The organism is Dickeya oryzae (assembly GCF_020406815.2).
Taxonomy (GTDB): domain Bacteria; phylum Pseudomonadota; class Gammaproteobacteria; order Enterobacterales; family Enterobacteriaceae; genus Dickeya; species Dickeya oryzae.
Genome location: NZ_CP162670.1, coordinates 3,932,406 through 3,955,101, shown reverse-complemented (window position 1 = coordinate 3,955,101; position 22,696 = coordinate 3,932,406). Strand labels below are relative to the sequence as shown.

General features: G+C 45.0%; 23 protein-coding genes. 17 read left to right on the top strand and 6 right to left on the bottom strand.

All coding sequences use genetic code 11. The annotated features are described in order from the left end of the window. Positions 1-5: 5 nt before the first annotated feature. From LF929_RS17320 to LF929_RS17260, 13 genes are read left to right on the top strand one after another with little or no spacing between them, the layout of a single operon-like run. Positions 6-1,229: an ABC transporter ATP-binding protein gene (locus LF929_RS17320; RefSeq protein ID WP_274518126.1), complete on the top strand. Its 1,224-nt coding sequence runs from the start codon at positions 6-8 to the stop codon at positions 1,227-1,229. Next, entirely contained in the window at positions 1,226-2,488 is a 1,263-nt protein-coding gene (locus LF929_RS17315) for a hypothetical protein (protein ID WP_038907069.1), read from the top strand. Before LF929_RS17320 ends, LF929_RS17315 begins: the two co-directional genes overlap by 4 nt. Then, positions 2,454-3,602, top strand: coding sequence for a glycosyltransferase family 4 protein (locus LF929_RS17310; protein WP_080649052.1), 1,149 nt, complete (start codon positions 2,454-2,456; stop codon positions 3,600-3,602). The genes LF929_RS17315 and LF929_RS17310 overlap by 35 nt, the downstream gene beginning before the upstream one ends. A 1-nt stretch (position 3,603) precedes the next feature. Next, complete coding sequence (locus LF929_RS17305; protein WP_038907071.1) at positions 3,604-4,491, top strand: FkbM family methyltransferase; 888 nt, start codon at positions 3,604-3,606, stop codon at positions 4,489-4,491. Positions 4,492-4,504: 13 nt separating this feature from the next. After that, positions 4,505-5,266 carry a glycosyltransferase family 2 protein gene (locus tag LF929_RS17300; protein ID WP_038907073.1) on the top strand — a complete coding sequence of 254 codons (762 nt, stop codon included), beginning with the start codon at positions 4,505-4,507 and terminating at the stop codon, positions 5,264-5,266. Further along, complete coding sequence (locus LF929_RS17295; RefSeq protein ID WP_210174849.1) at positions 5,263-5,886, top strand: phosphodiesterase; 624 nt, start codon at positions 5,263-5,265, stop codon at positions 5,884-5,886. The genes LF929_RS17300 and LF929_RS17295 overlap by 4 nt, the downstream gene beginning before the upstream one ends. Before the next feature lie 8 nt (positions 5,887-5,894). After that, positions 5,895-6,521, top strand: a complete 627-nt coding sequence (locus tag LF929_RS17290; RefSeq protein WP_038906205.1) for an HAD family phosphatase — start codon at positions 5,895-5,897, stop codon at positions 6,519-6,521. A 2-nt stretch (positions 6,522-6,523) separates the two neighbouring features. Continuing rightward, on the top strand, positions 6,524-7,243 hold the full coding sequence (locus tag LF929_RS17285) for a glycosyltransferase family 2 protein (protein WP_038903348.1): 720 nt from the start codon (positions 6,524-6,526) through the stop codon (positions 7,241-7,243). Further along, complete coding sequence (locus tag LF929_RS17280; protein ID WP_038903350.1) at positions 7,230-7,550, top strand: hypothetical protein; 321 nt, start codon at positions 7,230-7,232, stop codon at positions 7,548-7,550. The genes LF929_RS17285 and LF929_RS17280 overlap by 14 nt, the downstream gene beginning before the upstream one ends. Before the next feature lie 15 nt (positions 7,551-7,565). Continuing rightward, entirely contained in the window at positions 7,566-8,600 is a 1,035-nt protein-coding gene (gene gmd, locus LF929_RS17275; protein ID WP_038907076.1) for a GDP-mannose 4,6-dehydratase, read from the top strand. Further along, entirely contained in the window at positions 8,600-9,490 is an 891-nt protein-coding gene (locus tag LF929_RS17270; RefSeq protein WP_038903353.1) for a GDP-mannose 4,6-dehydratase, read from the top strand. Before gmd ends, LF929_RS17270 begins: the two co-directional genes overlap by 1 nt. Continuing rightward, on the top strand, positions 9,436-10,629 hold the full coding sequence (locus LF929_RS17265) for a glycosyltransferase family 1 protein (protein WP_318841904.1): 1,194 nt from the start codon (positions 9,436-9,438) through the stop codon (positions 10,627-10,629). The genes LF929_RS17270 and LF929_RS17265 overlap by 55 nt, the downstream gene beginning before the upstream one ends. Further along, complete coding sequence (locus tag LF929_RS17260; protein WP_038907079.1) at positions 10,629-11,762, top strand: glycosyltransferase family 4 protein; 1,134 nt, start codon at positions 10,629-10,631, stop codon at positions 11,760-11,762. The genes LF929_RS17265 and LF929_RS17260 overlap by 1 nt, the downstream gene beginning before the upstream one ends. 63 nt (positions 11,763-11,825) lie before the next feature. Here the strand turns inward: LF929_RS17260 and LF929_RS17255 are convergent, their stop codons facing one another. Next, positions 11,826-13,712, bottom strand: coding sequence for a nucleoside-diphosphate sugar epimerase/dehydratase (locus LF929_RS17255; protein ID WP_038907080.1), 1,887 nt, complete (start codon positions 13,710-13,712; stop codon positions 11,826-11,828). Positions 13,713-13,863: 151 nt separating this feature from the next. Here LF929_RS17255 and LF929_RS17250 point away from each other — a divergent pair, with 151 nt between their 5' ends. Together LF929_RS17250 and LF929_RS17245 are read left to right on the top strand one after the other, a co-directional pair. Beyond that, on the top strand, positions 13,864-14,838 hold the full coding sequence (locus LF929_RS17250) for an NAD-dependent epimerase/dehydratase family protein (RefSeq protein ID WP_210174850.1): 975 nt from the start codon (positions 13,864-13,866) through the stop codon (positions 14,836-14,838). A gap of 9 nt (positions 14,839-14,847) precedes the next feature. Continuing rightward, entirely contained in the window at positions 14,848-15,396 is a 549-nt protein-coding gene (locus LF929_RS17245) for a sugar transferase (protein ID WP_038903359.1), read from the top strand. A gap of 81 nt (positions 15,397-15,477) precedes the next feature. Here the strand turns inward: LF929_RS17245 and LF929_RS17240 are convergent, their stop codons facing one another. From LF929_RS17240 to LF929_RS17220, 5 genes are read right to left on the bottom strand one after another with little or no spacing between them, the layout of a single operon-like run. Continuing rightward, positions 15,478-16,800, bottom strand: a complete 1,323-nt coding sequence (locus tag LF929_RS17240) for an ABC transporter substrate-binding protein (RefSeq protein WP_038903361.1) — start codon at positions 16,798-16,800, stop codon at positions 15,478-15,480. Then, positions 16,793-17,878, bottom strand: coding sequence for an ABC transporter ATP-binding protein (locus LF929_RS17235; RefSeq protein ID WP_210174851.1), 1,086 nt, complete (start codon positions 17,876-17,878; stop codon positions 16,793-16,795). Before LF929_RS17235 ends, LF929_RS17240 begins: the two co-directional genes overlap by 8 nt. After that, the gene (locus LF929_RS17230; protein WP_226093424.1) at positions 17,878-18,699 is read right to left on the bottom strand and encodes a phosphodiesterase; all 822 of its coding nucleotides are present in this window, start codon (positions 18,697-18,699) and stop codon (positions 17,878-17,880) included. Before LF929_RS17230 ends, LF929_RS17235 begins: the two co-directional genes overlap by 1 nt. A 10-nt stretch (positions 18,700-18,709) precedes the next feature. Continuing rightward, positions 18,710-19,597: a carbohydrate ABC transporter permease gene (locus tag LF929_RS17225; RefSeq protein WP_210176035.1), complete on the bottom strand. Its 888-nt coding sequence runs from the start codon at positions 19,595-19,597 to the stop codon at positions 18,710-18,712. Next, complete coding sequence (locus LF929_RS17220) at positions 19,587-20,459, bottom strand: carbohydrate ABC transporter permease (protein WP_038907084.1); 873 nt, start codon at positions 20,457-20,459, stop codon at positions 19,587-19,589. The genes LF929_RS17225 and LF929_RS17220 overlap by 11 nt, the downstream gene beginning before the upstream one ends. Before the next feature lie 236 nt (positions 20,460-20,695). On the opposite strand from LF929_RS17220, the gene LF929_RS17215 reads away from it, so the two are divergent. Together LF929_RS17215 and lpxP are read left to right on the top strand one after the other, a co-directional pair. After that, the gene (locus LF929_RS17215; protein WP_038903366.1) at positions 20,696-21,124 is read left to right on the top strand and encodes a molybdopterin-binding protein; all 429 of its coding nucleotides are present in this window, start codon (positions 20,696-20,698) and stop codon (positions 21,122-21,124) included. A gap of 266 nt (positions 21,125-21,390) precedes the next feature. Then, positions 21,391-22,311, top strand: coding sequence for a kdo(2)-lipid IV(A) palmitoleoyltransferase (gene lpxP / locus LF929_RS17210; protein ID WP_038903367.1), 921 nt, complete (start codon positions 21,391-21,393; stop codon positions 22,309-22,311). Positions 22,312-22,696 lie beyond the last annotated feature (385 nt).

The following is a 22,696-nucleotide window of genomic DNA, read 5'->3' as shown; positions in this document are numbered from 1 at the left end:
TGCCCATGATTAGTATTAGCGGTTTAAATAAAGCTTATAAGATGTATCCCACTAGGTGGTCTAGGCTAGTAGAGTGGATATCTCCATTTAATATTAAAAGACATGAACTAAAATGGGTTCTTAAAGATATAAACTTTGATATTCATGCTGGAGAGTCTGTTGGCATTATTGGCTCTAATGGTGCAGGGAAAAGTACGCTTCTAAAAATTATAACGGGTACAACCACAGGGACAAATGGTAATGTATCTGTCTCTGGCAGAATTTCCGCACTTCTTGAGTTAGGAATAGGTTTTCACCCTGACTTTACTGGTAGACAGAATGTATATATGTCAGGGCAACTCTTAGGTCTGAGCCATAATGAAATAAATACGCTCATGCCGGAAATTGAGTCTTTCGCTGAAATTGGTGATTATATTGATCAACCAGTGCGAGTCTATTCCAGTGGTATGCAAGTTCGTCTGGCTTTTAGTCTGGCAACAGCTGTTCGACCTGATATTCTTATAGTCGATGAAGCTTTAGCTGTTGGTGATATTTTTTTCCAGCAAAAATGCTTTGATCGAATATTCGATATGAAACAGAAGGGTACAACACTATTGTTCGTAACCCATGACATGGGGTCGATATATAGATTATGCGATAAGGCATTATATATTGATCACGGTATGGTAAAAGCATTTGGTGATGTCAGAGAAACAATAGCGAAATATGAACTCGATCTGAAAAAAATAAATAAAGATTCCCTCGATAAGGAAGGTATTTCGAAGAGTAGTGACTCACTAGCTGTTCAATATGATGATAGTGTATTTTCGCCTCCAGTTAGATTTATTAGTGGGCAGGTTTTGTGTAGTGGTATAGCTACTGATTCTATTGATGAAGGTGCTGAGTTTTCCATTGCTGTAGAAATAGAAACGATAGGGAACGTTTCGGATGACTTGCATATTGGGTTTCAAATAAGAGACGCAAAAGGCAATATTTATTTTGAAACCAATACTTATTGTCAGAGAACCCCTCCTGTACGTGAAGGTAATCGTTTTAAATCTGAATTTCATCTGACTAATAACCTATGTGAGGGAGCATACATACTAAGCTTCGGTGTAGCATCAGATGGATATGGTTTGAGCTCTTTCAAAGAAGTATTGCTTCATGATGTGGGAAGAAAACAATTTTCTGTCATTAGAAATATAGACCGATCTTGGGCCGGACTGTGTAATATGAGAGTTCATTCATGAGCGTAGATAAGTCAAAATCTTTTGAGTTCATTAAAGAATATATAAATAACAGAATGGAGGGTGACATTGCTTGGGTTGGTGATACCCTTCCATTTATAGAATGTGAGCAGTTGGCTTTATCTCTATCAACGAACTTCCGGGCTGATCCTGTTCATCATAATACCTATAAGGTGGTGTTTCTATTTTCGGAAAATATATTTGATTATGGCAATAGTTGGCGGCTAGTACTAGATGAATCTATACGATTGCTAAATAATGATGGGTTTTTAATTATCAGAAGTACTGATAGTAATTTTGGAACTTTGTTTGATCTAAAATCACAACTATTTAGAAATAAGAATATCGATGTGATATTAACAAAACAAAGTAAGTTTTTGGATGGAGTAGTCATATCAGTATTTAAAATTATTAAAAAGAATATTATAAACTATAATGATAAAAGCTGGAGTATAGGCATACTTTCTAATGGTAAAAAAGAAGATGTTGTTCTCAACTTAATCGAGAGTATAAATAAGGCTAACCACCAAAATCTACCGATAGAGTTTATTATTGCCGGTCCGGAGATAGTTGATAAAAGAGTCGATGGAGTAGTTATTAAGTATGTTAATACAGCAATAAAAGATGACTTGCCAAGAATATCTGAGAAGAAAAATAATATTATAAATGCAGCAGAAATGGCTAACATTGCTATATTTCATGATCGATATATAGTTAATGATGATTTCTTCGATGGTTTTGATAATTTTGGCTACAACTTTGATTTTCTGACTATTAAACAATTTTATGAGAATGGTAAGGAATTTCCTGCTTATTTAGCGTTCGAACATAGAGAAAAAAAATGGCAGAGGCCACTTAATATTGTAAATCATGATTTAGCTTTGCCTGGCTCTTTTATCAATGGTGGTCTGATTGTTACAAAGAAGAATATATTTATCAATCCGTTATTTAACAGTTTGCTATTGCACAATGAAGCTGAAGATGTCGAGCTTGCTTTCCATCTCTCAGAGAGTGGCATTGTTGCCAGATTCAATGGATTCTCATCGTCTAAGACGATAGGTATACCTCTAGACTATACATCCACATTTGTTGATACAACATCATCATCTTTCAATGGTCGTGGAATATCGGGAAGGAAAAGTCGTGTTCTTTTCTATGTTGCGTACTCGATATGGCGAAAATTACCAAATTCAATTAAAGATAAATTGAAAAGAAGAATCGGTCTATATGAAAAAATCAAGAATTTTATTCATCATCGATGATGATATTTTAGCGGTTCATCATGGAGTTAGGAGGTATGTACTATCTCTTTCTGAATCCATAAAGAATATTTTTGATATTGACTTTGTTATTCACAGAAAAATTTCTTTTTGTGAAAGCTTTTATAAAGTTGTTTTTAGCCATGACTTCGTAGTGAACAATGGTTTTTTTAGTGATTATTTGGTCGGTCAATCAAAATCAGATATTGTAAAAAAAATCTCATCTAATAGTTATAAAGGAAGCCAATCAAATATCGATCCATCGTATACAACGAGCTGTATCGGTAGTCGGCTTTCCACCGATTATTCTTTTGTTATCGTTGCAGCACCGTGGATACATATAAATAAAAATATTTTCTCATGCCCTGTTGCTTGTATCGGTTTAGATGCAATACCTAATATTTATTCATTTCATGATATGGATAACCACCCGCTGAGAGAGTTTGCCTGGCGTCATAAAGTGGGATTTGAGTATTATGATATGATCCTATCTATATCAGAAGATAGTAAGAATCAGATCTCTTCGTTTACGTCCAGACGTGAAAGGATATACTCGTTACCGCCATTTAAACCAGCTGGTTTTAATGACGTTGAAAGTTCAGATGTTGAACCAAGAAATAAATCTATAATTTTAGCTGCTCCTTTTGATGAGAGAAAAGGACTAAAATATATGCCAGAAATAATTAATAAAACTGATGCAGATGAACTAATTATTTTTGGTGGTGTTCGCTGTTCTCTTGATAATCTGATGGGCTTTTTCGAATCTATCAACATTGAAAAGATTGAGTGGTGGTATTCTGTTACAACATTAAAGCAGATAGAACTATATAAAAAAGCAAGAGTACTATTATTCCCGTCTTTAAATGAAGGGCTAGGGTTGCCAGTGCTAGAAGCATTGGCTTGTGATAGGCCTGCAATAGTATCTGATATAAAGCCATTAAACACTTTAGTGGATAAAGAATATATTATTAATATTGATGATGATGTATCAGATAGTGCGGATAGAATTAATCAGGTGTTAAATTCAGATTACCCCATTCATGAATTTGATTGTAAGTGGGATAGGGAAAATCTAGTGAAATTTATTAACGATATAACTAATCGTACAGGTATTTAATGTGAGCGATATTATTTTAGATCTTGGTGCCAATGTTGGTGGGTTTTCTTTAGAAGTAGCTAAAAGGAATTCGAATATTATAATTCATGCTATAGAACCTTATCCAAAATTAGCCGATACTCTAATTCAGAAAGCTAAGGATGAATGTGTTGATAACCACATAGTGCACCAGGTTGCGATATCTGATGAAGAGGGTGAGCATACTTTCAATATATCATCTGAATCTGATGGTGGGACATCTAGTCTTCTGGATTTTTCAAAGGAGCATTTGCAACAAGATGAATACTGGGCTACTCGAATAGACTTAAAATACTCTGAAAAAATAAAAGTTAAAACTATGCCACTGGAGCATTTTCTTGATGGTTTAGTATTCGATCGGATTTTGTTTATAAAGATAGATATCCAAGGGTTAGATCTTACTGCACTAAAGTCAGCGGGTAAATATTTAGATAGAATTGACGCTGGTATGCTGGAGGTTCCTGCGACCAAAGATTGCTCTTTATATGCAAAAACTGATGATGACTTATATTCTGCACTAAAATTCCTAAATGAGAATGGATTTAAAATTCATAAAATAAAACCTAATGATCCTGCATCAAATGAGTTTAATGTTTTCTTTTGTCGAAATGAGCTCTCTTATGAATTATTAGAGAGAAATTTGAGTCTCCGAGAAATGCATTATTATGATGGTAAACACTATTGGCATTTTCCTTCTTTTCGCCAAGAGTATCCAGAAGAGCATATTATGCACTTGACGAATGCTATAGCTGAAGCCCGCGAAGAAAACAATCAACTTAAGATGAAAAATGATGAATATCTTGAAATGAACGTCATTCTTATAAAGAAGTCTATTTTTTATAAGTTTTTTAAATTATTCAAAAAAATCTAATTGAGGTTGAGAAATGTTAAATATTGTTATTCCTATGGCTGGCGCTGGTAGTCGTTTTGCGAAGGCTGGTTATGCAGACCCGAAGCCTTTGATTAAAGTACATGATATTCCCATGATTCGTCTCGTTATTAATAACCTGGCCCCAAATACGAGTCATCGTTTTATTTTTATAATACAGAAAGAGCATGATAATAAATATGGGATCGCAAATGAGCTGCGTCTCTGGGCTCCTGGGTGCGAGGTGGTGACATTAAATGGCTTATCTGAAGGGGCTGCTTGTACGGTTCTTTCTGCTAAAGAATTTATAAACAATGACGATCCATTGATGATTGCTAATAGTGATCAATATGTTGACATTGATATAAATCATTACCTTGATGCACTGGAGTCTGGCTCCCTGGATGGTCTGATAATGACTATGACTGCAGATGACCCTAAATGGTCCTTTGTTGGATTCGATGAGGAAAATCTTGTCTCTAGAGTCGTTGAAAAAGAAGTCATATCAAACGAGGCAACTGTCGGTATTTATAACTTCAAGCGTGGCTCTGATTTTGTTCATGCAGCAGAGATGATGATATCTAATGATGAGCGTGTTAATGGCGAGTTTTATGTTGCACCTGCATATAATTCCCTAATAAAAAATGGAAGGAAGATAGGTGTTTATAATATAGGTGAGGAATCGAATGGTATGTATGGACTCGGAATACCTGATGATTTGAACCTCTTTCTTTCCAAAGACGTATCATTTAGAGCAACAAAAGGCATCTCAAAATGAAAATTATTTCTCATAGAGGATATTGGAAAGATGCTAAAGAGAAAAATACTCTTGAAGCATTTTCTCGTTCATTTGATAAAGGGTTTGGAACCGAAACTGACATTCGTGATTACAAAGGAAAATTGGTAATATCTCATGATGTATCAGATGAGAACTGTATTCTGCTTTCTGATTTTTTCCAGTGCCTGGCGGGGCGAAATCTCATTTTAGCTTTAAATATTAAAGCAGACGGGCTCAGAGATTTATTAGTTAAGGAAATGGAAAGTTTCAACATTACTAATGCTTTTGTTTTTGATATGTCTGTACCAGACCAGAAACTTTATTATGAGCAATCTGCTGTCCGAGTTTATACCAGAATGAGTGAGCAGGAGAGATATCCTGCATTTTACCAAGAATCACATGGCGTATGGTTGGACTCATTTTTTGAGCATTGGTACGATGAAACTGATATTGAAAAAATTCTTTCTGATGGGAAAGAATTATGTATCGTGTCTCCTGAACTTCATAAACGCAATCACTTGGATTTTTGGGGTAATCTCAAAGAGCGCGGTATATCCGATTCAGATAAAGTTGTTCTCTGCACCGATTTTCCTGAAGATGCTGTTACTTTTTTTAGGTGATGACTTATATGATAAAGGCGATAATTTTTGATATGGATGGCGTTCTAATTGAGGCTAAGGATTGGCATTACGATGCATTAAATCGAGCTCTCAATTTATTCGGTTATAATATTAGTCGGTATGATCATCTTACTAAATTCGATGGCTTGCCTACTAAAGATAAGCTGAATATGTTAAGTAAAGAATATTCATTACCTAGCGAACTGCACTCTTTTATTAATGAGATGAAACAGCATTATACAATGGAGATTGTCCATACACATTGTAAACCTATGTTTATTCATCAATATGCGCTTTCAAAGCTAAAAAGCGAAGGATATAAGCTGGCAGTGGCATCTAACTCTATAAAAAATTCGGTAGTGACAATGATGGAGAAGGCCTGCTTAAGTGATTATCTCGATATAATGCTATCTAACGAGGATGTTCGCAAAGGAAAGCCAGATCCTGAAATTTACATTACTGCTATTAATAAGTTAGGTGTTCTTCCCAGTGAATGTGTTGTAGTTGAAGATAATGAAAATGGGATTAGAGCTGCACTAGCTGCTGGAGCTAATGTTCTGACTGTTGATGAGGTAACCGATGTCAATTATAAGAACATTAAGAACTTCATTTTAAAAACAGAGGGGGGGCGATAATAATGAATATTGTTATACTTGCTGCTGGTGAAGAATACATAGCATCGAAAGATAATAAATATCCTCTTTGTTTAACAGAGCTGCATGGTCGTTCTATCATCCAACATATCGCAGACTCTTTAAATTTTGAAAATAACGAAATTCTCTTTATTTTTCAAGAAAAGCACATCAGAAAGTATCATTTATCTACAATTGTTGAACTGCTGTCATCGGGAAAAGGACTGGTAACATCTGTGCCCGAAAATACTGCCGGTGCTGCTACGTCTGCACTGTTGGGGGCTGTTAGTCTTAATCAAGATGAGCCGCTGCTGATAATAAGTAGCAACCAACTGACTGATATTGATTATGATTGCTTTACTAAAAACATGCTTGATATGCAGTATGATGCAGGTACTGTAATATTTGAAGCAATTCATCCGCGATATTCATTTGTTAGTTTAGATGATGATGGCTTAGTTAATGAGGCGTCAGAGAAGAAACCGATTAGTAAGAATGCAACAGCAGGCATTTATTGGTTTAAGTCGACTGCTCTTTTTGTCGACTCGGTAAAGAATATGATAAGAAAAGATGCGAGAGTTGATAGTAAATTCTATATCTGCCCTTCTCTCAATGAGGTTATTCTTGCTAGTGGTAAAGTTGGAGTATTTAGAATCGATAAGGATGACTATCATCCACTAAAAAATGTCTATCAGGTTGAGGAGTTTTTCAATGAAGCTAGATAATTTAGATAATATGATCGGTGGATGGTTCGTTGGCGCTTTTTCTCCTGCAGTTGTTAACACCAGCGATTGTGAGGTTGCCGTAAAACGATATCGGAAAGGTGATAAAGAGTCCGCCCATTACCATAAGATTGCGACTGAGGTTACTGTCGTTGTCGAAGGGGATATTATGATGTCTGGGCAAGTGTATTCTAAAGGTGATATTATTGTGTTACAGCCTGGAGAGGTAACTGATTTTACAGCATTGACCGACGCTGTAAATGTTGTTGTAAAACTTCCAGGTGCTTTAAACGATAAGTATGTTATCTAATTCTGAGATTACTAAATGAAACGTGCAATTGTTACAGGTATTACTGGTCAAGATGGTGCTTACTTGGCTGAGCTATTATTGAGTAAGGGCTATACGGTGTATGGTACTTATCGTCGTACTAGTTCTGTAAATTTCTGGCGTATTGAAGAGCTAGGTATTGATAAAGACCCTAATTTGCATCTAGTAGAGTACGATTTGACAGATCTGTCAGCCAGTATTCGCCTGTTACAAGACACTCAGGCAACAGAGGTCTATAACCTTGCTGCTCAGAGTTTTGTTGGCGTCTCTTTCGAACAGCCAGTTACCACGGCTGAAATCACTGGCATAGGGCCGCTGAACCTGTTAGAGGCCATTCGTATAGTGAATCCCAAAATTCGCTTCTATCAAGCATCAACTTCTGAGATGTTCGGTAAGGTTCAGGCTATTCCACAGGTTGAAAGTACACCCTTTTATCCGCGTAGCCCCTACGGTGTGGCAAAGTTGTATGCACACTGGATGACTATAAACTATCGCGAGAGCTATGGTATTTTCGCTTGTAGCGGTATTCTTTTTAACCATGAGTCTCCATTGCGTGGTCGTGAGTTTGTAACGCGAAAAATTACCGATTCAGCAGCCAAAATCAAACTGGGTAAATTGGATGTGCTGGAGTTGGGTAATCTTGATGCAAAACGCGACTGGGGCTTTGCAAAAGAATATGTCGAAGGCATGTGGAGAATGTTACAAGCAGATTCAGCGGATACGTATGTGCTTGCGACAAATCGTACTGAAACTGTGCGTGATTTCGTATCTATGGCATTTAAAGCTGCTGGTTTTACATTGAAATTTAAAGGATCTGCAGAAAACGAAGTAGGTATTGATGCGGATACGGGTAAAGTTCTTGTTCGTGTGAACCCAAAATTCTACCGCCCTGCGGAAGTGGAGTTACTCATTGGCAATCCTGCATATGCCAAAGAGAAACTCGGATGGGAACCAAGAACTACGCTGGAAGAACTTTGCCAAATGATGGTAAAAGAAGATATTCGTCGTAATGAAGCAGGATTTTCTTTCTGATGACAGAAAAACGTGTCTTGATAACCGGGATTCAGGGCTTTACAGGCCGCTATATGGCGGCCGAAATGGCGGCATCTGGATATCGTGTTTTTGGGTTAGGAACGAAAGCATCATCTGAAAAAAATATCTATTTGGCCGACTTGGCGGATCGGGCCGCACTTGAATATGCGATCAATGAGGTTCAACCTCATGTCGTTATTCATCTCGCTGCGTTGGCCTTTGTTGGTCATGGTGATCCGAATGATTTCTATCAGGTGAATGTCATTGGCACCCGCAATTTACTTGAGTCTCTGGCTCAGTTGAAGCAAACACCAGAAATGATATTAATTGCCAGTAGCGCCAATGTTTACGGTAACCGTTCCGAAGGTGCCCTATCCGAAAATACTTTGCCAGATCCAGCAAATGACTATGCGGTTAGCAAACTGTCCATGGAGTTTATGGCTCGTCTATGGATGGATCGTTTGCCTATTGTTATTACCCGCCCGTTTAATTATACGGGAGTAGGTCAAGCTGATAGCTTTCTTCTGCCAAAAATTGTTTCTCACTTTAAACGTAAAGCTGAAGTTATCGAATTGGGCAATCTGGATGTTTGGCGTGATTTCAGTGATGTACGTTCTTTGGTTCAGGCTTATGCTCGACTCATTGATGTGAAGGCGTCTGGGTGTGTTGTCAATGTTTGCTCTGGTAAAACGTATAGCTTACGAGATGTTGTTGCTCTTTGTGAGTCTATCTCTGGTCACAAGGTTGAAATCCAGGTGAACCCTGCTTTTGTCAGAGCTAATGAAGTCAAGACATTATGCGGTGATGCTAGTCTGTTGCGTTCTATGATTGGTGAGTGGCAGTCGCTGAAATTGGAAGACACTCTCCGTTGGATGTTGGAGTCAAAGTGAGAGTTATATTATCAGTCGAGCCGATCCGGTTTCCGCTAACAGGCATTGGGCGCTATACTTGGGAATTGGCATCCGCATTGATGCAATCACCTCAGGTCTCGGAGTTGAAATTTTTTGCGGGAAGACGATTTCTCCCTGAGCTCCCGGTAGCTCAGGAAAATGCAGGATTTCAACATGGTTTGAAGAGATGGGTCCAAAAAAGTTATATCGCTACTGAGGCGTATCGGCTATTAATGCCATTGCTGAAGCGGAATGCATTAAAAGGGTATGACGATTACATTTACCATGGACCTAATTTTTTTCTCCCTCCGTTTCCAGGGAAGAAAATTGCTACCTTTCATGATCTATCGCCTTTTACCTGGCCCCAGTGTAATACACCACAACGAATCCGTTTCACCCAGAAAGAATTGCAGAAAACAATATCTTCTGCAGATGCATTGATCACCGATTCTGCCTATACTCGGCAAGAGGTAGCTGATTACTTTAATTGGCCTATTGAGCGTATTTATTCCGTCCCGTTAGCCTGCTCAGCTGATTTTCATCAACGGACTCCAGAGATGTGTCAGGAAGTATTGTCACAGTATGGTCTGAAACATCAGGAGTATTCTTTATATGTCGGCACTATTGAGCCGCGTAAGAACTTAATCGCACTGTTGGATGCATACTCTAGAATGCCTCTTAATTGTCGCCGCCAAATACCTCTTATATTAACGGGATATCAAGGGTGGCAGAATGAATCTATTATGCATCGAATAGATTCGGCCGAACGCGAAGGATGGGCTCGTTATCTTGGTTATTTACCTGCCAGGGAATTGCCGATTCTGTTTTCTGGCGCGCGAGTGTTTTGTTTTCCTTCATTGTATGAGGGGTTTGGGCTGCCAGTACTTGAAGCTATGGCATCGGGTGTTCCCGTTGTTTGTTCAGATTCATCTTCTTTACCTGAGGTGGTAGGGGATGTCGGTCTTATGTGTAAAGCTAATGATATTGAACAAATGACGACATTGCTTATTCAGGCTATTGAGGACGATACCTGGAGACAGACCTCTATTATCAGGGGTATGCAGCGCGCAGGTGAATTTTCTTGGCAGCAATGCGCCAAGAAAACAATCGAAGTTTACAAAGAAGTCATTAATAGATAATGAGAATATTACATTTTTTTAAGACATATTACCCTGTAGCCTATGGCGGTGTACAACAAGTTATTTATCAACTGGCAGAAGGCGCTTCCAGACAAGGGGCTACTGTTGATGTACTTTCATTGAATCCTGATGGTTCATCCAGAAATGGGGTTATTGGGCACCACCATGTTCACACATCCCGGCAAGATCTTTATCTAGCTTCAACAGGCTTTTCTTTATCGGCAATAAAAGATTTCAAGGAACTGGCCAAGAGTGCAGATATCATACATTATCACTTCCCATGGCCTTACATGGATCTGGTGCATTTTATTGCGAAGATAGGTAAACCTGCGATTGTTAGCTACCATTCAGATATTGTAAAACAAAAATACCTGCTCAAGCTCTATCAACCACTAATGAAACGGTTTTTGAATAGTGTTGATAGTGTTGTCGCCTCATCACCAAACTATGTTGCCACCAGTCCAGTGTTGCAATCGTTGATAAAACCGGTAGAAATTATCCCGTTTGGTCTGGATCCTGACTCGTATCATCAGTCAACACAATCTGCCCTTGATAAATGGAAAGGCCGATTTGGCGAGCGTTTTTTCCTGTTTGTAGGCTTCTTACGCTATTACAAGGGGTTGTCATTTTTGCTCGAAGCCATGAGAGATATTGATTACCCATTGGTTATTGTAGGTGAGGGGCCTTACGAAAATGAACTGAAGTCGCAGGCTATTTCGTTAGGTTTGAAGAATACTCATTTTGTGGGGGCACTATCCGATGAAGATAAATGTGCGCTATTTGAGTTATGCTACGGCGTAGTATTTCCCTCCCATCTTCGCTCGGAAGCTTATGGAATGACATTAGTTGAAGCGGCGATGTATGGTAAACCAATGATTTCCTGTGAAATAGGGACTGGAACAACCTATATTAATCAGGACCAGGTAACAGGTATCACGGTGCCCCCGGCAGATCCTGCCGCATTAAAGAATGCACTAATGATGTTGTGGATGGATCTTGAAAAATCCCAGGAAATGGGGAAACTAGCGAAACAGCGATTTAGTGAGAATTTTACTGCTGACCATATGGTTAATAACTATATGAGCCTTTATAAAAGGGTTATTGCAAATCATAAAAAAGATAACAATATTTAGCTGTAGGGTGCATAGCACCCTTTAGCCTTTTCATAATCAAGCGACAATAGTATGTAAAAGATACTAGTTCGTATCTGTATAACACCCGATGTTATAGCCTGTTGGTGCTTGAAGTAGAGTTTCTCTAATTTTATTAACATCAAAGTTGTGGCAATAAATATCAAGCGATTTCAATAAGGAGTCCATCTCTTGCCAGCTCAGCTTCTCTTCCTGAGCAGTCATAATTTTCGGGTGACTGGTGCCTTCAACATTTTCGCCGATCAATAACTCTTCGTAGAGTTTCTCCCCAGGGCGTAATCCCGTAAATTTAATCGCGATATCCCCTTCTTCAGCGTGTCCTTGCCCTTCTATGTAGCTTTTCATCCCCATCAGGTTGATCATCCTGCGGGCTAAATCGAGTATTTTGACCGGTTCGCCCATATCCAGTACGAACACCTGCCCGTTCATTCCCATTGCGCCCGCCTGTATGACCAACTGTGACGCTTCAGGAATGAGCATGAAATAACGGATAATATCCGGGTGTGTCACGGTGACTGGGCCGCCCTGGCGGATCTGCCTTTTAAACAGTGGGACAACAGAACCCGACGACCCCAATACGTTCCCAAATCGGACCATGGTGAATGTGGTCTGATTTTGACGCTCAGCCAATGCTTGTAAAATTAATTCCGCCATCCGTTTGCTGGTGCCCATGATATTGGTTGGACGCACCGCTTTGTCTGTGGAGATCAGTGTGAAATTTTCCACCCCTTCGGCTATCGCTGCTTCGGCGCAGGCTAACGTGCCAAACACGTTATTGCGGATCCCTTCAATCACGTTCTCTTCAACCAGCGGCACATGCTTGTAGGCGGCGGCATGGTAAATCGTTTCGACTTGATGGGTATGAATCAGCTTTTGTACCCGGTTTTGCTTTTGTACCGAACCTAATGCTGTGACGATTTTTGTCTCAAGCATGAGGCGTTTTTTGATACCCTGCAGTTCCTGATCGATGGTATAGAGGTTGTACTCATTGAGTTCAAACAACACCAATATTTTTGGGCGCTGTGCCAGAATTTGGCGGCACAGCTCAGAGCCTATCGAACCGCCAGCGCCTGTCACCATCACCGATTTTCCCGTAATGTTTTTCGCCATCAGGTTTTTATCGGGGGCAACTGCTTCGCGCCCTAGCAGGTCCGCAACATCCAGGTCGCGTATCTCTGTCGCCGTTGCTTTGCCTGCGGCGATATCTTCAACCGAGGGAACGGACTGTACTTCGATGGGCCAGTGGGAGAGTCTTTCAAGTAATCTTAAGCGCTGACCTTTCTGTATATTATTGATGGCTAAAAGTAACTTTACAGGCTGGTAGAGTGGTTTTAGCTTCTCGAATTCATTACTGTGGTGCACTTTGATACCACAAATGATTTGGCCTACCTTCTTCTCGTCATCATCAAGGATGATAACGGGGTGATATTCATCGCCCTGAATCAACGCATAAAGCAAATCTCGCCCGGTCGCTCCTGCTCCGTAAATAAACACGTTAGGTTTCTGGCGTTTATAGTAGTGGTAATAGAAGGTTCGGATGAGTACACGAGGGCTACCCAAAGCGAGAGTCGCCAGACCGGCGTAAATAAACGGTACGCTGCGTGGGACAAATGACTGAAAAAAGAAGCTACTCAGCGCCAGGCTGACAGCGGATAAAATAACCGATAGAAATACATACCCCATTGCGGGCAGCATCATGTAGCGCAGTACGGCGCGGTACATGCCGCAACGAATGAAGACCAGGATTGTGATGGATAACGTGACAACGACGCTGGCTATTTCAGCTGAGCCGATTGGAAAATCAGTGGTACCTAAACGGACGGCAACGGCCAGATACAATGAGGCCACAATGGCAACAACGTCATAGAATACAGTCACTATGCGTTTGGTGGCACGCTCTGCGTTAAGCAAAAGCGGAATAAGTTTAAACATCAGAGCCTGAATGTCCGTGTGCGACAATAGAGTGGTATTAGCGGACTATTTTAGTGGTCTAGCCATGTCTTGACCAGATGTGCTTATCTTAATTTTAGTTATGGCGTTATGCCGGGTATTATGAACCGGACTATTCAGGAAGGTAATCTCATTGAAAATCTTAGTAACGGGAAGCCGGGGGTTTATCGGTAACCGGGTGGTTGCGTTGGCGAATGAGCAAGGCATGCGCTGTGTTTTGCATGGTAGCGAACACAGTAACGCAACCGACAGTGACATGATTCGTGCCAATCTGGGTGCGACGACAGACTGGGCACCGGCACTGCAGGGCGTGGATGCGGTTGTGCATTGCGCCGCCAGAGTTCACCAGATGCAAGATGGCCGTGATGCACTGGCGTTGTACCGGGAAACCAATGTCGCAGGGACACTGCGTCTGGCGCAGCAGGCGGCGGCGGCGGGTGTGAAGCGGTTTGTTTTTGTGAGTTCAATTAAAGTGAATGGCGAGGCAACGCACCCGGGGGCGCCTTTTCAGCCGGATGTGGCCGTGCCACCGTTCGACCCTTATGGTCTGAGTAAGTATGAGGCGGAGCAAGGCCTGATGCGTTTGTCCCAGGAAACAGGTCTGGAGGTGGTGATTATTCGCCCGCCGTTAGTGTATGGCCCCGGTGTAAAGGCTAATTTCCGTGCCATGATGAATTGGGTTCACAAAGGCGTGCCGTTGCCGCTGGCGGCGGTACATAATCAACGTAGTCTGGTGTTTGTTGACAATGTGGCTGACCTGATTTTGCTCAGTGTGCGTCATCCGCAGGCGCCTGGACGGGTGTGGCTGGTATCAGACTGTCATGATGTCTCTACCGCTGACTTGTTGGCGGACATGGCCATGGCGCTGGGGGTTAAAAACCGCTGCTGGCCGTTACCGTCGTGGGTACTGAAAGGTGCTGCGACACTGTTGGGGAAATCGGCGGTGGCAGATCGCCTGCTGGGCTCATTGCAGGTCGATGTGAGTGAAACCCGACGACAGCTTGGCTGGCAGCCAGCCATTTCCTATCATCAGGCGATTGCCATCACGGCGCGGGCGTTTCTGTCGGAAATACCCGGCGCATCAGAGTCTCTATCCAAAGAAGGTTGACTGATTATTATGCTGCGTGTTCTGGATATCTTACTGGCGTTGGTGGGATTGCTGTGTTTGTGGCCAGTGATGTTGATCGTTTATGTGTTGGGATTATTTGATACGGGGTCGCCGGTCTTTATCCAGCAACGCGTTGGGCGGCATCAGCGCCCCTTTAATCTGATTAAATTTCGCACGATGGCGGTGGCGACCGAGTCAGTGGCGACACATCTTGCCAGTCGTAGTTCGGTGACCCGTTTAGGGGCGTTTTTGCGTAAAACCAAATTGGATGAATTGCCTCAGTTGATCAATGTACTGAGGGGCGAAATGAGTCTGGTCGGGCCGCGCCCTTGTCTGTTCAATCAACAAGAACTGATTGCCGAACGCCAGGCGCGTGGCGTCTTTGATGTGTTGCCGGGGATAACCGGGCTGGCACAGGTGAATGCTATCGACATGTCCACACCGCAAAAACTGGCCGAGTGGGATCAGAAGATGATTCAGACCCTGTCGGTGAAGCACTACTTTACCTATCTGATACAAACGGTAGTCGGTAAAGGCTCCGGCGATCGGGTGCGCTGATACCCCTGATAAAAAACGATGCCGGTCAGACCGGCATCGTAAGTGCAATATCATAAGTACAACATCATGTACGTTGAGGGATTACTTTATCGGGGCCAACGCAGTCTGATCAACGTAAGGCTTCATGATGGTATCCGCTTCCTGCTGGGCGGCTTTGGCGGCGGCCTCAGGCGTCACCTTATCATCATTCACTACGGCAGCCAGCTGGTTTTCCATCGCTTTTCGCACCGCCACCGTTTCATAGGTGGAGTACCACGGATGTGCGTATTTCAACTGTTCCAGCGCCGTGGCAGCACGGGGATCCTGCTGCAGATACGCTTTCATTTCTGGTGTGTCGTACGCGGCTTTGCGCGGTGAGAAATAGCCGGTGAAGCGACTCCAGGCTCCATTAACTTGCGGGCTGACCAGATAGCTCAGGAATTGGTAAGCTGCTTTTTTCTGCTCATCCGAGATCCCTTTGAAACTGACCAGACTGGCACCGCCGATCGGTACTGCTCGCTGCTCTTTGGCAGGCAACATGGCGACACCCAGCTCAAAGTCTTTGGTGTTTTCACGCATGAACCCCAGCGCGCCTGTGCTCAGCATTGTCATGCCCAGCTTGCCGGAGAAGAAGGCGGCACTGATTTGTTTAGAATCCAGCACGCCGGATGGCATCACTTTATCTTTGTAGATCAGGTTCTGCCAAAAACGCAGCGCGCCGATGGTGGTCGGGCTGTTGTAATAAACTTCACCCGGATAATTTTCGTTGAAGTAGTTGCCGCCATTGGCGCGTACCAGCGAGGAGAAAATCCAGCCGCCGTAGTCGTCATTGGTTGAAGGCAGCATGATACCCCACTGGCCTTTGCTCTGGTCGGTCAGCTTTTTCGCGTCGGCCAGCAGTTCCTGCCAGGTTTGGGGCGGCTGCGCTATCCCGGCCTTTTCAAACAGGTTTTTGTTGTAGTAGAGGATCGGGGTGGAGTTGTGGAACGGGATCGCGTAGGTCACGCCCATCACCTGGGCGTTTTTATGCATGGCCGGCCAGAACTCGTTGGTTAGAAACGTACCGGCTTGTTCATTGCCGTATTTGAACAGCTCATCCATCGGCAGAATTTCATTTTTCAGCGCCAGGTCGGTCGTGAAGTTGGCGGACATAATCACCAATGCCGGTGGCTGACCGGCTTTTTGCGCCGCTTCCGCTTTCATTTTGGTGGTGTCGTAGTTACCGGTGAAAATTCCCCGCACTTCGACATCCTGCTGGGAATTGTTGAATTCTTTGATGATGCGCGTCATTTCCATCGTCAGTTTGCCATCCACTGGGGCTGGGAACATGAAGTCGATGTTCTGCTTGGCCAGCGCCGACGCGCTAAAGGCCAGCGAAATGCCGAGAGTGAGCGCCTGTAACCGCTGTTTCAGGGGCTTATGCATGGGGGATCTCCTGGTATATATTCTGCTGTGTTTCAGCATGAAAAAGATGAACATCAAAAGGTGAAAAGCCGAGGTTGACGGTGTCGCCGACCATCGGGATATCGCCGCGATTTTTGCGGCTGTAGCGTAGTTCGCCGATTGGCGTGCTGATGTGCAGCAGATAGTCTGCGCCCATCAATTCTCGTTGCGTCACAGTGCCGGGCACGTGATGCGTATGCTGTTCTGCTTCTGGCGTATCGGTGAGGTGTTCCGGACGGATGCCGAAGAACACCTCCTGAAGATGTGCCGCGTGGGGGGGCAGAGGAAGTGTTTTTTCTCCAATCTGAACCACGCCGCCGCTGCAAGGCAGAGTGATAATGTTCATGGCCGGTGAGCCGATGAAACTGGCGACAAACAGGTTGGTCGGGAACGCGTACAGTTGTTCTGGGGTGCCGACCTGTTGGACCTCGCCGTTATTCATGACGACGATGCGATCCGCCATCGACATGGCTTCTATCTGGTCGTGGGTGACGTAAACGGTGCTGGTCTTGAGTTGCTGATGCAGCGCCATAATACCGTCGCGTACTTCAGTGCGCAGTCGGGCATCCAGGTTGGACAGCGGTTCATCCATCAAAAACAGTTTTGGGTCGCGTACAATGGCGCGTGCCATCGCGACGCGTTGGCGCTGACCACCAGACAGCTTGCCCGGTTTGCGATCCAACAAGGTATCCAGTTGCAGCAGGTGCGCCACTTTTTGCAGCCGCGGCTGCCAGCTTGCTTTGGGTTCATGGCGAATTTGCATACCGAAGGTGATGTTTTCTTTCACCGTCAGGTGGGGAAACAGCGCGTAGTTCTGAAAGATCATCGCGAAGTTCCGCTCACGCGGTGACTGGGCGGTAATGTTATCGCCATCCAGCCAAATTTCGCCGTCGCTTACCGTTTCCAGCCCGGCCAGTAAGCGTAGCAGGGTACTTTTACCACAGCCGGACGGCCCGACCAGCACCAGAAATTCGCCATCGGCGATCTCCAGTGAAAGGGAGCGCAGTGCCGGTTTATCGTCAAATTGTTTGCTGACGTTGTGCAGTCGTAACATGGCCATTAACGCGCATCCACCGGGCAACTGATTTTTTCGTCGTACAACCATGGACCGGCATAATGTGACAGCGGGTGCAGGTAGCTGACCCACTGCTGATTAATCTGACGGTGCATCAGGCAGGCTGGTGGGGACATGTCGTAATAAGGGCGAGTATCTTCGTGGTAGTAGGGCACCTGATGAACCGTACCCGGCACGGTGGCAATGATGGCCTGACGGTACTGCGTCATGATAAGGCAATGATTGTGACCGCAGAAAATGCGCACCAGCGACGGAAAACGCTCCACCAGTTCCAGCAGGCGGTACCCGTTTTCGCAGGCGATACGGTCCATTTGGGCGGAGCCGAGAGCCAGCGGCGGGTGATGCATAAAGACGGCGGTAGGTTTGTCATCACGCGCCAGTTGTGCTTCCAGCCAGGACAGGGTCTCTTCCGTCAGCCAGCCTTTGGATGTCCCCGCACGGCTGGAGTCGATAAACAGCAACCGCGTGGCGAAATCATCAATCGCGTAACGCATATTTTGTGGATCGTTACCCAACTGGGGACACAGTGGCTGCAAATATTCCAGAAAATGCGTTTTGTCGTCGTGGTTGCCGGGAATAATGTACAAGGGGTAGTTGAGGCTACCTAAAATCTGGCGGGCGACCTGATATTCCGACGCCAGGCCACAGTTGACGATATCGCCGCTGACCACAACCGCATCCGGGCGTTCGGTGAGCGCGTTCAGTTGTGATACCACATCGGCGTTACCGGCATTGATATCGATAAAGTCGTACAGTTTTTGCCCTGAGCTTCGAAAGTGAGTATCAGAAATTTGTGCTAACAGCATGAAAAACCCCTTATTTTATTCCTGAGAAACCGAAACTTCTCAGGAACTGTTTTTGGAAAGCGATAAACGCCAGCATTAACGGCAGGCATACCATCAGCGTACCGGCACTGATCATTCCCCACTGGCCGCCAGACTCAGCACCCATCGCGAATGACACTAACCCGACGGTCAGCACCTGCTTGTCCGGGTCGTTGAGCATCATCAGTGGCCACAGATACTCGTTCCAGTGATAGGTAATGCTGACGGTGGCAAACGCCAGAATGGAAGGCCAGGACATCGGCAGCAGTACGCGAAATACCACTTGCCACCAACGACATCCTTCCATCAGCGCAGCTTCTTCAATCTCTTTGGGAATGGACAGGAACGCCTGGCGCATCAGAAACACGCCAAATGCTGAAGTGAAATAGGGCATCATCACGCCAGTTAGCGTATTGAGCAGACCGAATGCCTTCAGCGTCATCATGTTCGGTACCATCATCACGACTGGCATGATCATCAACTGCACCAGAAACAGCAGAAACAGTGTTTGCTTGCCGCGAAACTCGTGGCAGGCGAACACGTAACCCGCGGTAGTGATGGTCAGGAACTGGACGAAAAAGGTGCCAAACGTAAAGAAAATCGTGTTGGCATAGAGGCTTATCCAGTCAGCGCTTTGCCAGGCATCACGGAAGTTGTCCAACGTTAATGGCCAGCGTGGTAACAGAGAAGCCATGCCAGTGCCAAAGGTGGTAGCGCTAAAGGCGGATGACAGCATCCAGATAAACGGGCTGACCCAGAGCAGCGCGGCACAGATCATCAGTAGACTCAGGGTGGCGCGCCTTGACTGGCGCCAGCGTAGCCAGGTCGGTAACGGGGCCTGTGTCGAGCAGACAACAGCAGGGGAAATATCAACGCTCATAATGTGCCCCTTTCTCGAGTACTTTCAGGTTAATCAGCGAGAAGACGAACAGACCGGCCAGCGTCAGAAAGGTCGCGGCGGAGGCCTTGCCGAGGTCGTGGGTGTCCCAGGCTAAATTCTGTATGTAATACAGCAGCACGGTAGTGGCGTTATCCGGTCCACCGTGGGTCATGACCGCTACGTGGTCAATCTGGGTGATGGAGTAAATCAGCGCTGTGGTAATGACGAAGCTCAGCGTCGGGCGCAGCAGCGGCAGTGTGACGCGGAAAAATACCTGTGTCGGTGTGGCACCTTCCATGACGGCGGCTTCACGGGTAGAAGGCGAGATACTTTGCAGACCAGCTAAAAAGAACAGCATGTAATAACCAGCGAATTTCCACACGCCAATCAGCGCGAGTGCCAGCAGAGCACTATTGCTACGACCCAGATAATTGTTGTTCATCGGACCGAACAGTTTGGCCAGGTAATAATCCAGCAAGCCGATACCGGGCATGAAGATAAACAGCCACAGTGCGGCGGCACTGACCATCGGAATGATCATCGGGAAGAAGAAGGCGGTGCGTAGCCAGCGATTGACCACGTGGTTCTCCCATAACGCGACGGCTAACATCAGCGCCAGTACCACGCCGGGGATGACCGTCAACAGGATGTAGATCAGATTATTGGATACGGCACGCCAGAAAACGGGGTCATCCAACAGGCGGATCACATTTCCCAAACCGACAAATGGCGCATTCACGCTAGCCATGCGGGTATCGAACAAGCTGTCATAAACGGAGCGCAACAGCGGAAAATAGGTAAACAGCAGTAGAAACAATAAAGAAGGCGACAGAATCACCCAGGGGAGCCATTTTTTTTGCATGGTGATAGTTTTCGCAGCGTGATGGTTAATGCCAGTCAACGAATTTCGGTAAAAACGGAACACATATGCTGTGCGGGGAATACTGCAAGGGCATGGCAGGTCAGTGACGATTTGGTGACGGTAGTTTCCAGAAAATAAAACCAACGCGGATGGCTTGTGCTGAGGAGGGAAAAGGCGTTTGATGGATACGCTTCATCCGATTTAGGGGTTATTCATTGATTCACCCAGGAGGGGATATGTCCGTTTCTGCACGAAACCAATTAAACGGCACGGTGGCCAGTGTCACCGAGGGGGCTGTTAACAGTGAAGTGGTGCTAACGCTGGAAAGCGGAGAAACACTCACCACGGTTATCACCCGCAATAGTGTGGTGACGCTCGGGCTGGCGCCAGGTAAACCCGCGCTGGCGTTGATCAAAGCGCCATGGGTGATTCTGGCATCGGCAGATTGTGGCCTGAATTTCTCAGCCCGTAACCAGTTTAGCGGCACGGTTAATCGTATTGTCGACGGCGCAGTGAACGCAACGGTGCATATCACCACCACCAACGGATTAAAACTGACCGCCAGTGTAACCAATGACAGTGTACAGGAGATGGGGTTATACGCAGGTTCTGCCGTGATTGCCTTGGTTAAGGCTTCGAGTGTGATTCTGGCAACCCGCGCCTGACAAACGGTTTGTGGTTGTTCACAATCTTTACACTCGATGCTCTCCTTTCCGTGACCGATTTCGGGTAATCTGGGTAACCTCGTAGTGGCAGAGAAGCATGGGGTTTATTGGCGTGTTCTCTGCTGCCTGTTTTTCCTCTTTTTCACATTGACCGTTTTTCACATTAACTGTGTTTTCCTTCGTGCTGTCTGGATACTGAGAATAGCAGTCGTACATGGTTGGTTTGTTAAAACTGGCTGGTATGACTTTCAAGAAGATATTCGATAATGACTCAACAAACCTTTACCAAGGACTTGTTCCACCCTCGCTACTGGCTGCTGTGGTTCGGCCTGGCGGTGTTATTTCTGCTGGTACAACTGCCTTATCCGCTACTGATGCGGCTGGGAAGCTGGATGGGACGGACTTCCCGCCACTTTCTTAAGCGGCGGGTGAACATCGCGCGTCGTAATCTGGAGCTGTGCTTTCCCGATATGTCGGCATCCCAGCGTGACACGCTGTTGGAGGCGAATTTTGCATCGTTGGGGATGGCGCTTATGGAAACGGGCATGGCCTGGTTTTGGTCGGATCGGCGAGTCAAAGCCTGGTTCGAGGTATCCGGTTTTGAAAACCTTCAGCAGGCGGGGCGTGAGCAACGTGGTGTGATGGTGATAGGCATTCACTTTATGTCGCTGGAGTTAGGTGGCCGCGCGATGGGGCTATGCCAGCCGATGATGGCGATGTATCGACGCCATAACAATAAAGTCATGGAGCTGGTGCAGACCTGGGGACGTTCCCGTTCCAATAAAGCGATGATTGATCGCAAAGATTTGCGTGGCATGGTGCAGGCGCTGAAAAGCGGCGAAGCGGTATGGTTTGCGCCTGATCAGGACTATGGCCCCAAAGGTAGCGTTTTCGCGCCGTTCTTTGCGGTGGATCAGGCAGCGACGACATGCGGTACCTTCACCATTCATCGGTTAGCCAAGCCAGCGATGATCACCACTGTGTTGATTCGCAAACCAAACCGTCAGGGGTACCAGTTGGTGATTGAGCCGGAGCTGGAAGACTACCCGAGTGAAGATCAACAGCAGGCCGCGCAATACATGAACCGGGTAATAGAGCGGGAAATTCTGCGCGCACCGGAACAATACTTATGGCTGCATCGCCGTTTCAAGACGCGTCCGTGTGGTGAGGCGTCGTTGTACCGATAACAGTTTTGTACCGATAACAGTTGTACCGATAACATTCGGTACAAACGCACAGGCACCACCAGTATAAAAACAGTAATCAGTATAAGAACAAAAGAGATAAAAAAGTGGCAGCCCAAGGGCTGCCACAATTCAAGAAGGAGAGAATGATTTGATGATTAACGGAACAGCGCGTAAGGACGGACACCGCGGTAGGTTTTGCCCAGCGCTTTTAGTAGTTGAGTGATTTGACGGACAAGACTCATGGTGTTTCCCCCTCTACGCATAAAAGAATTACTGGTTGAACGTACCGAAGTGGATGTTGAAGTTTTCAAACATGGCGATAATTTTGTGCAGCAGTTTCATTGTCGTATTCCTCTGTGTGATTCATTATTTATGTGACGTTGTT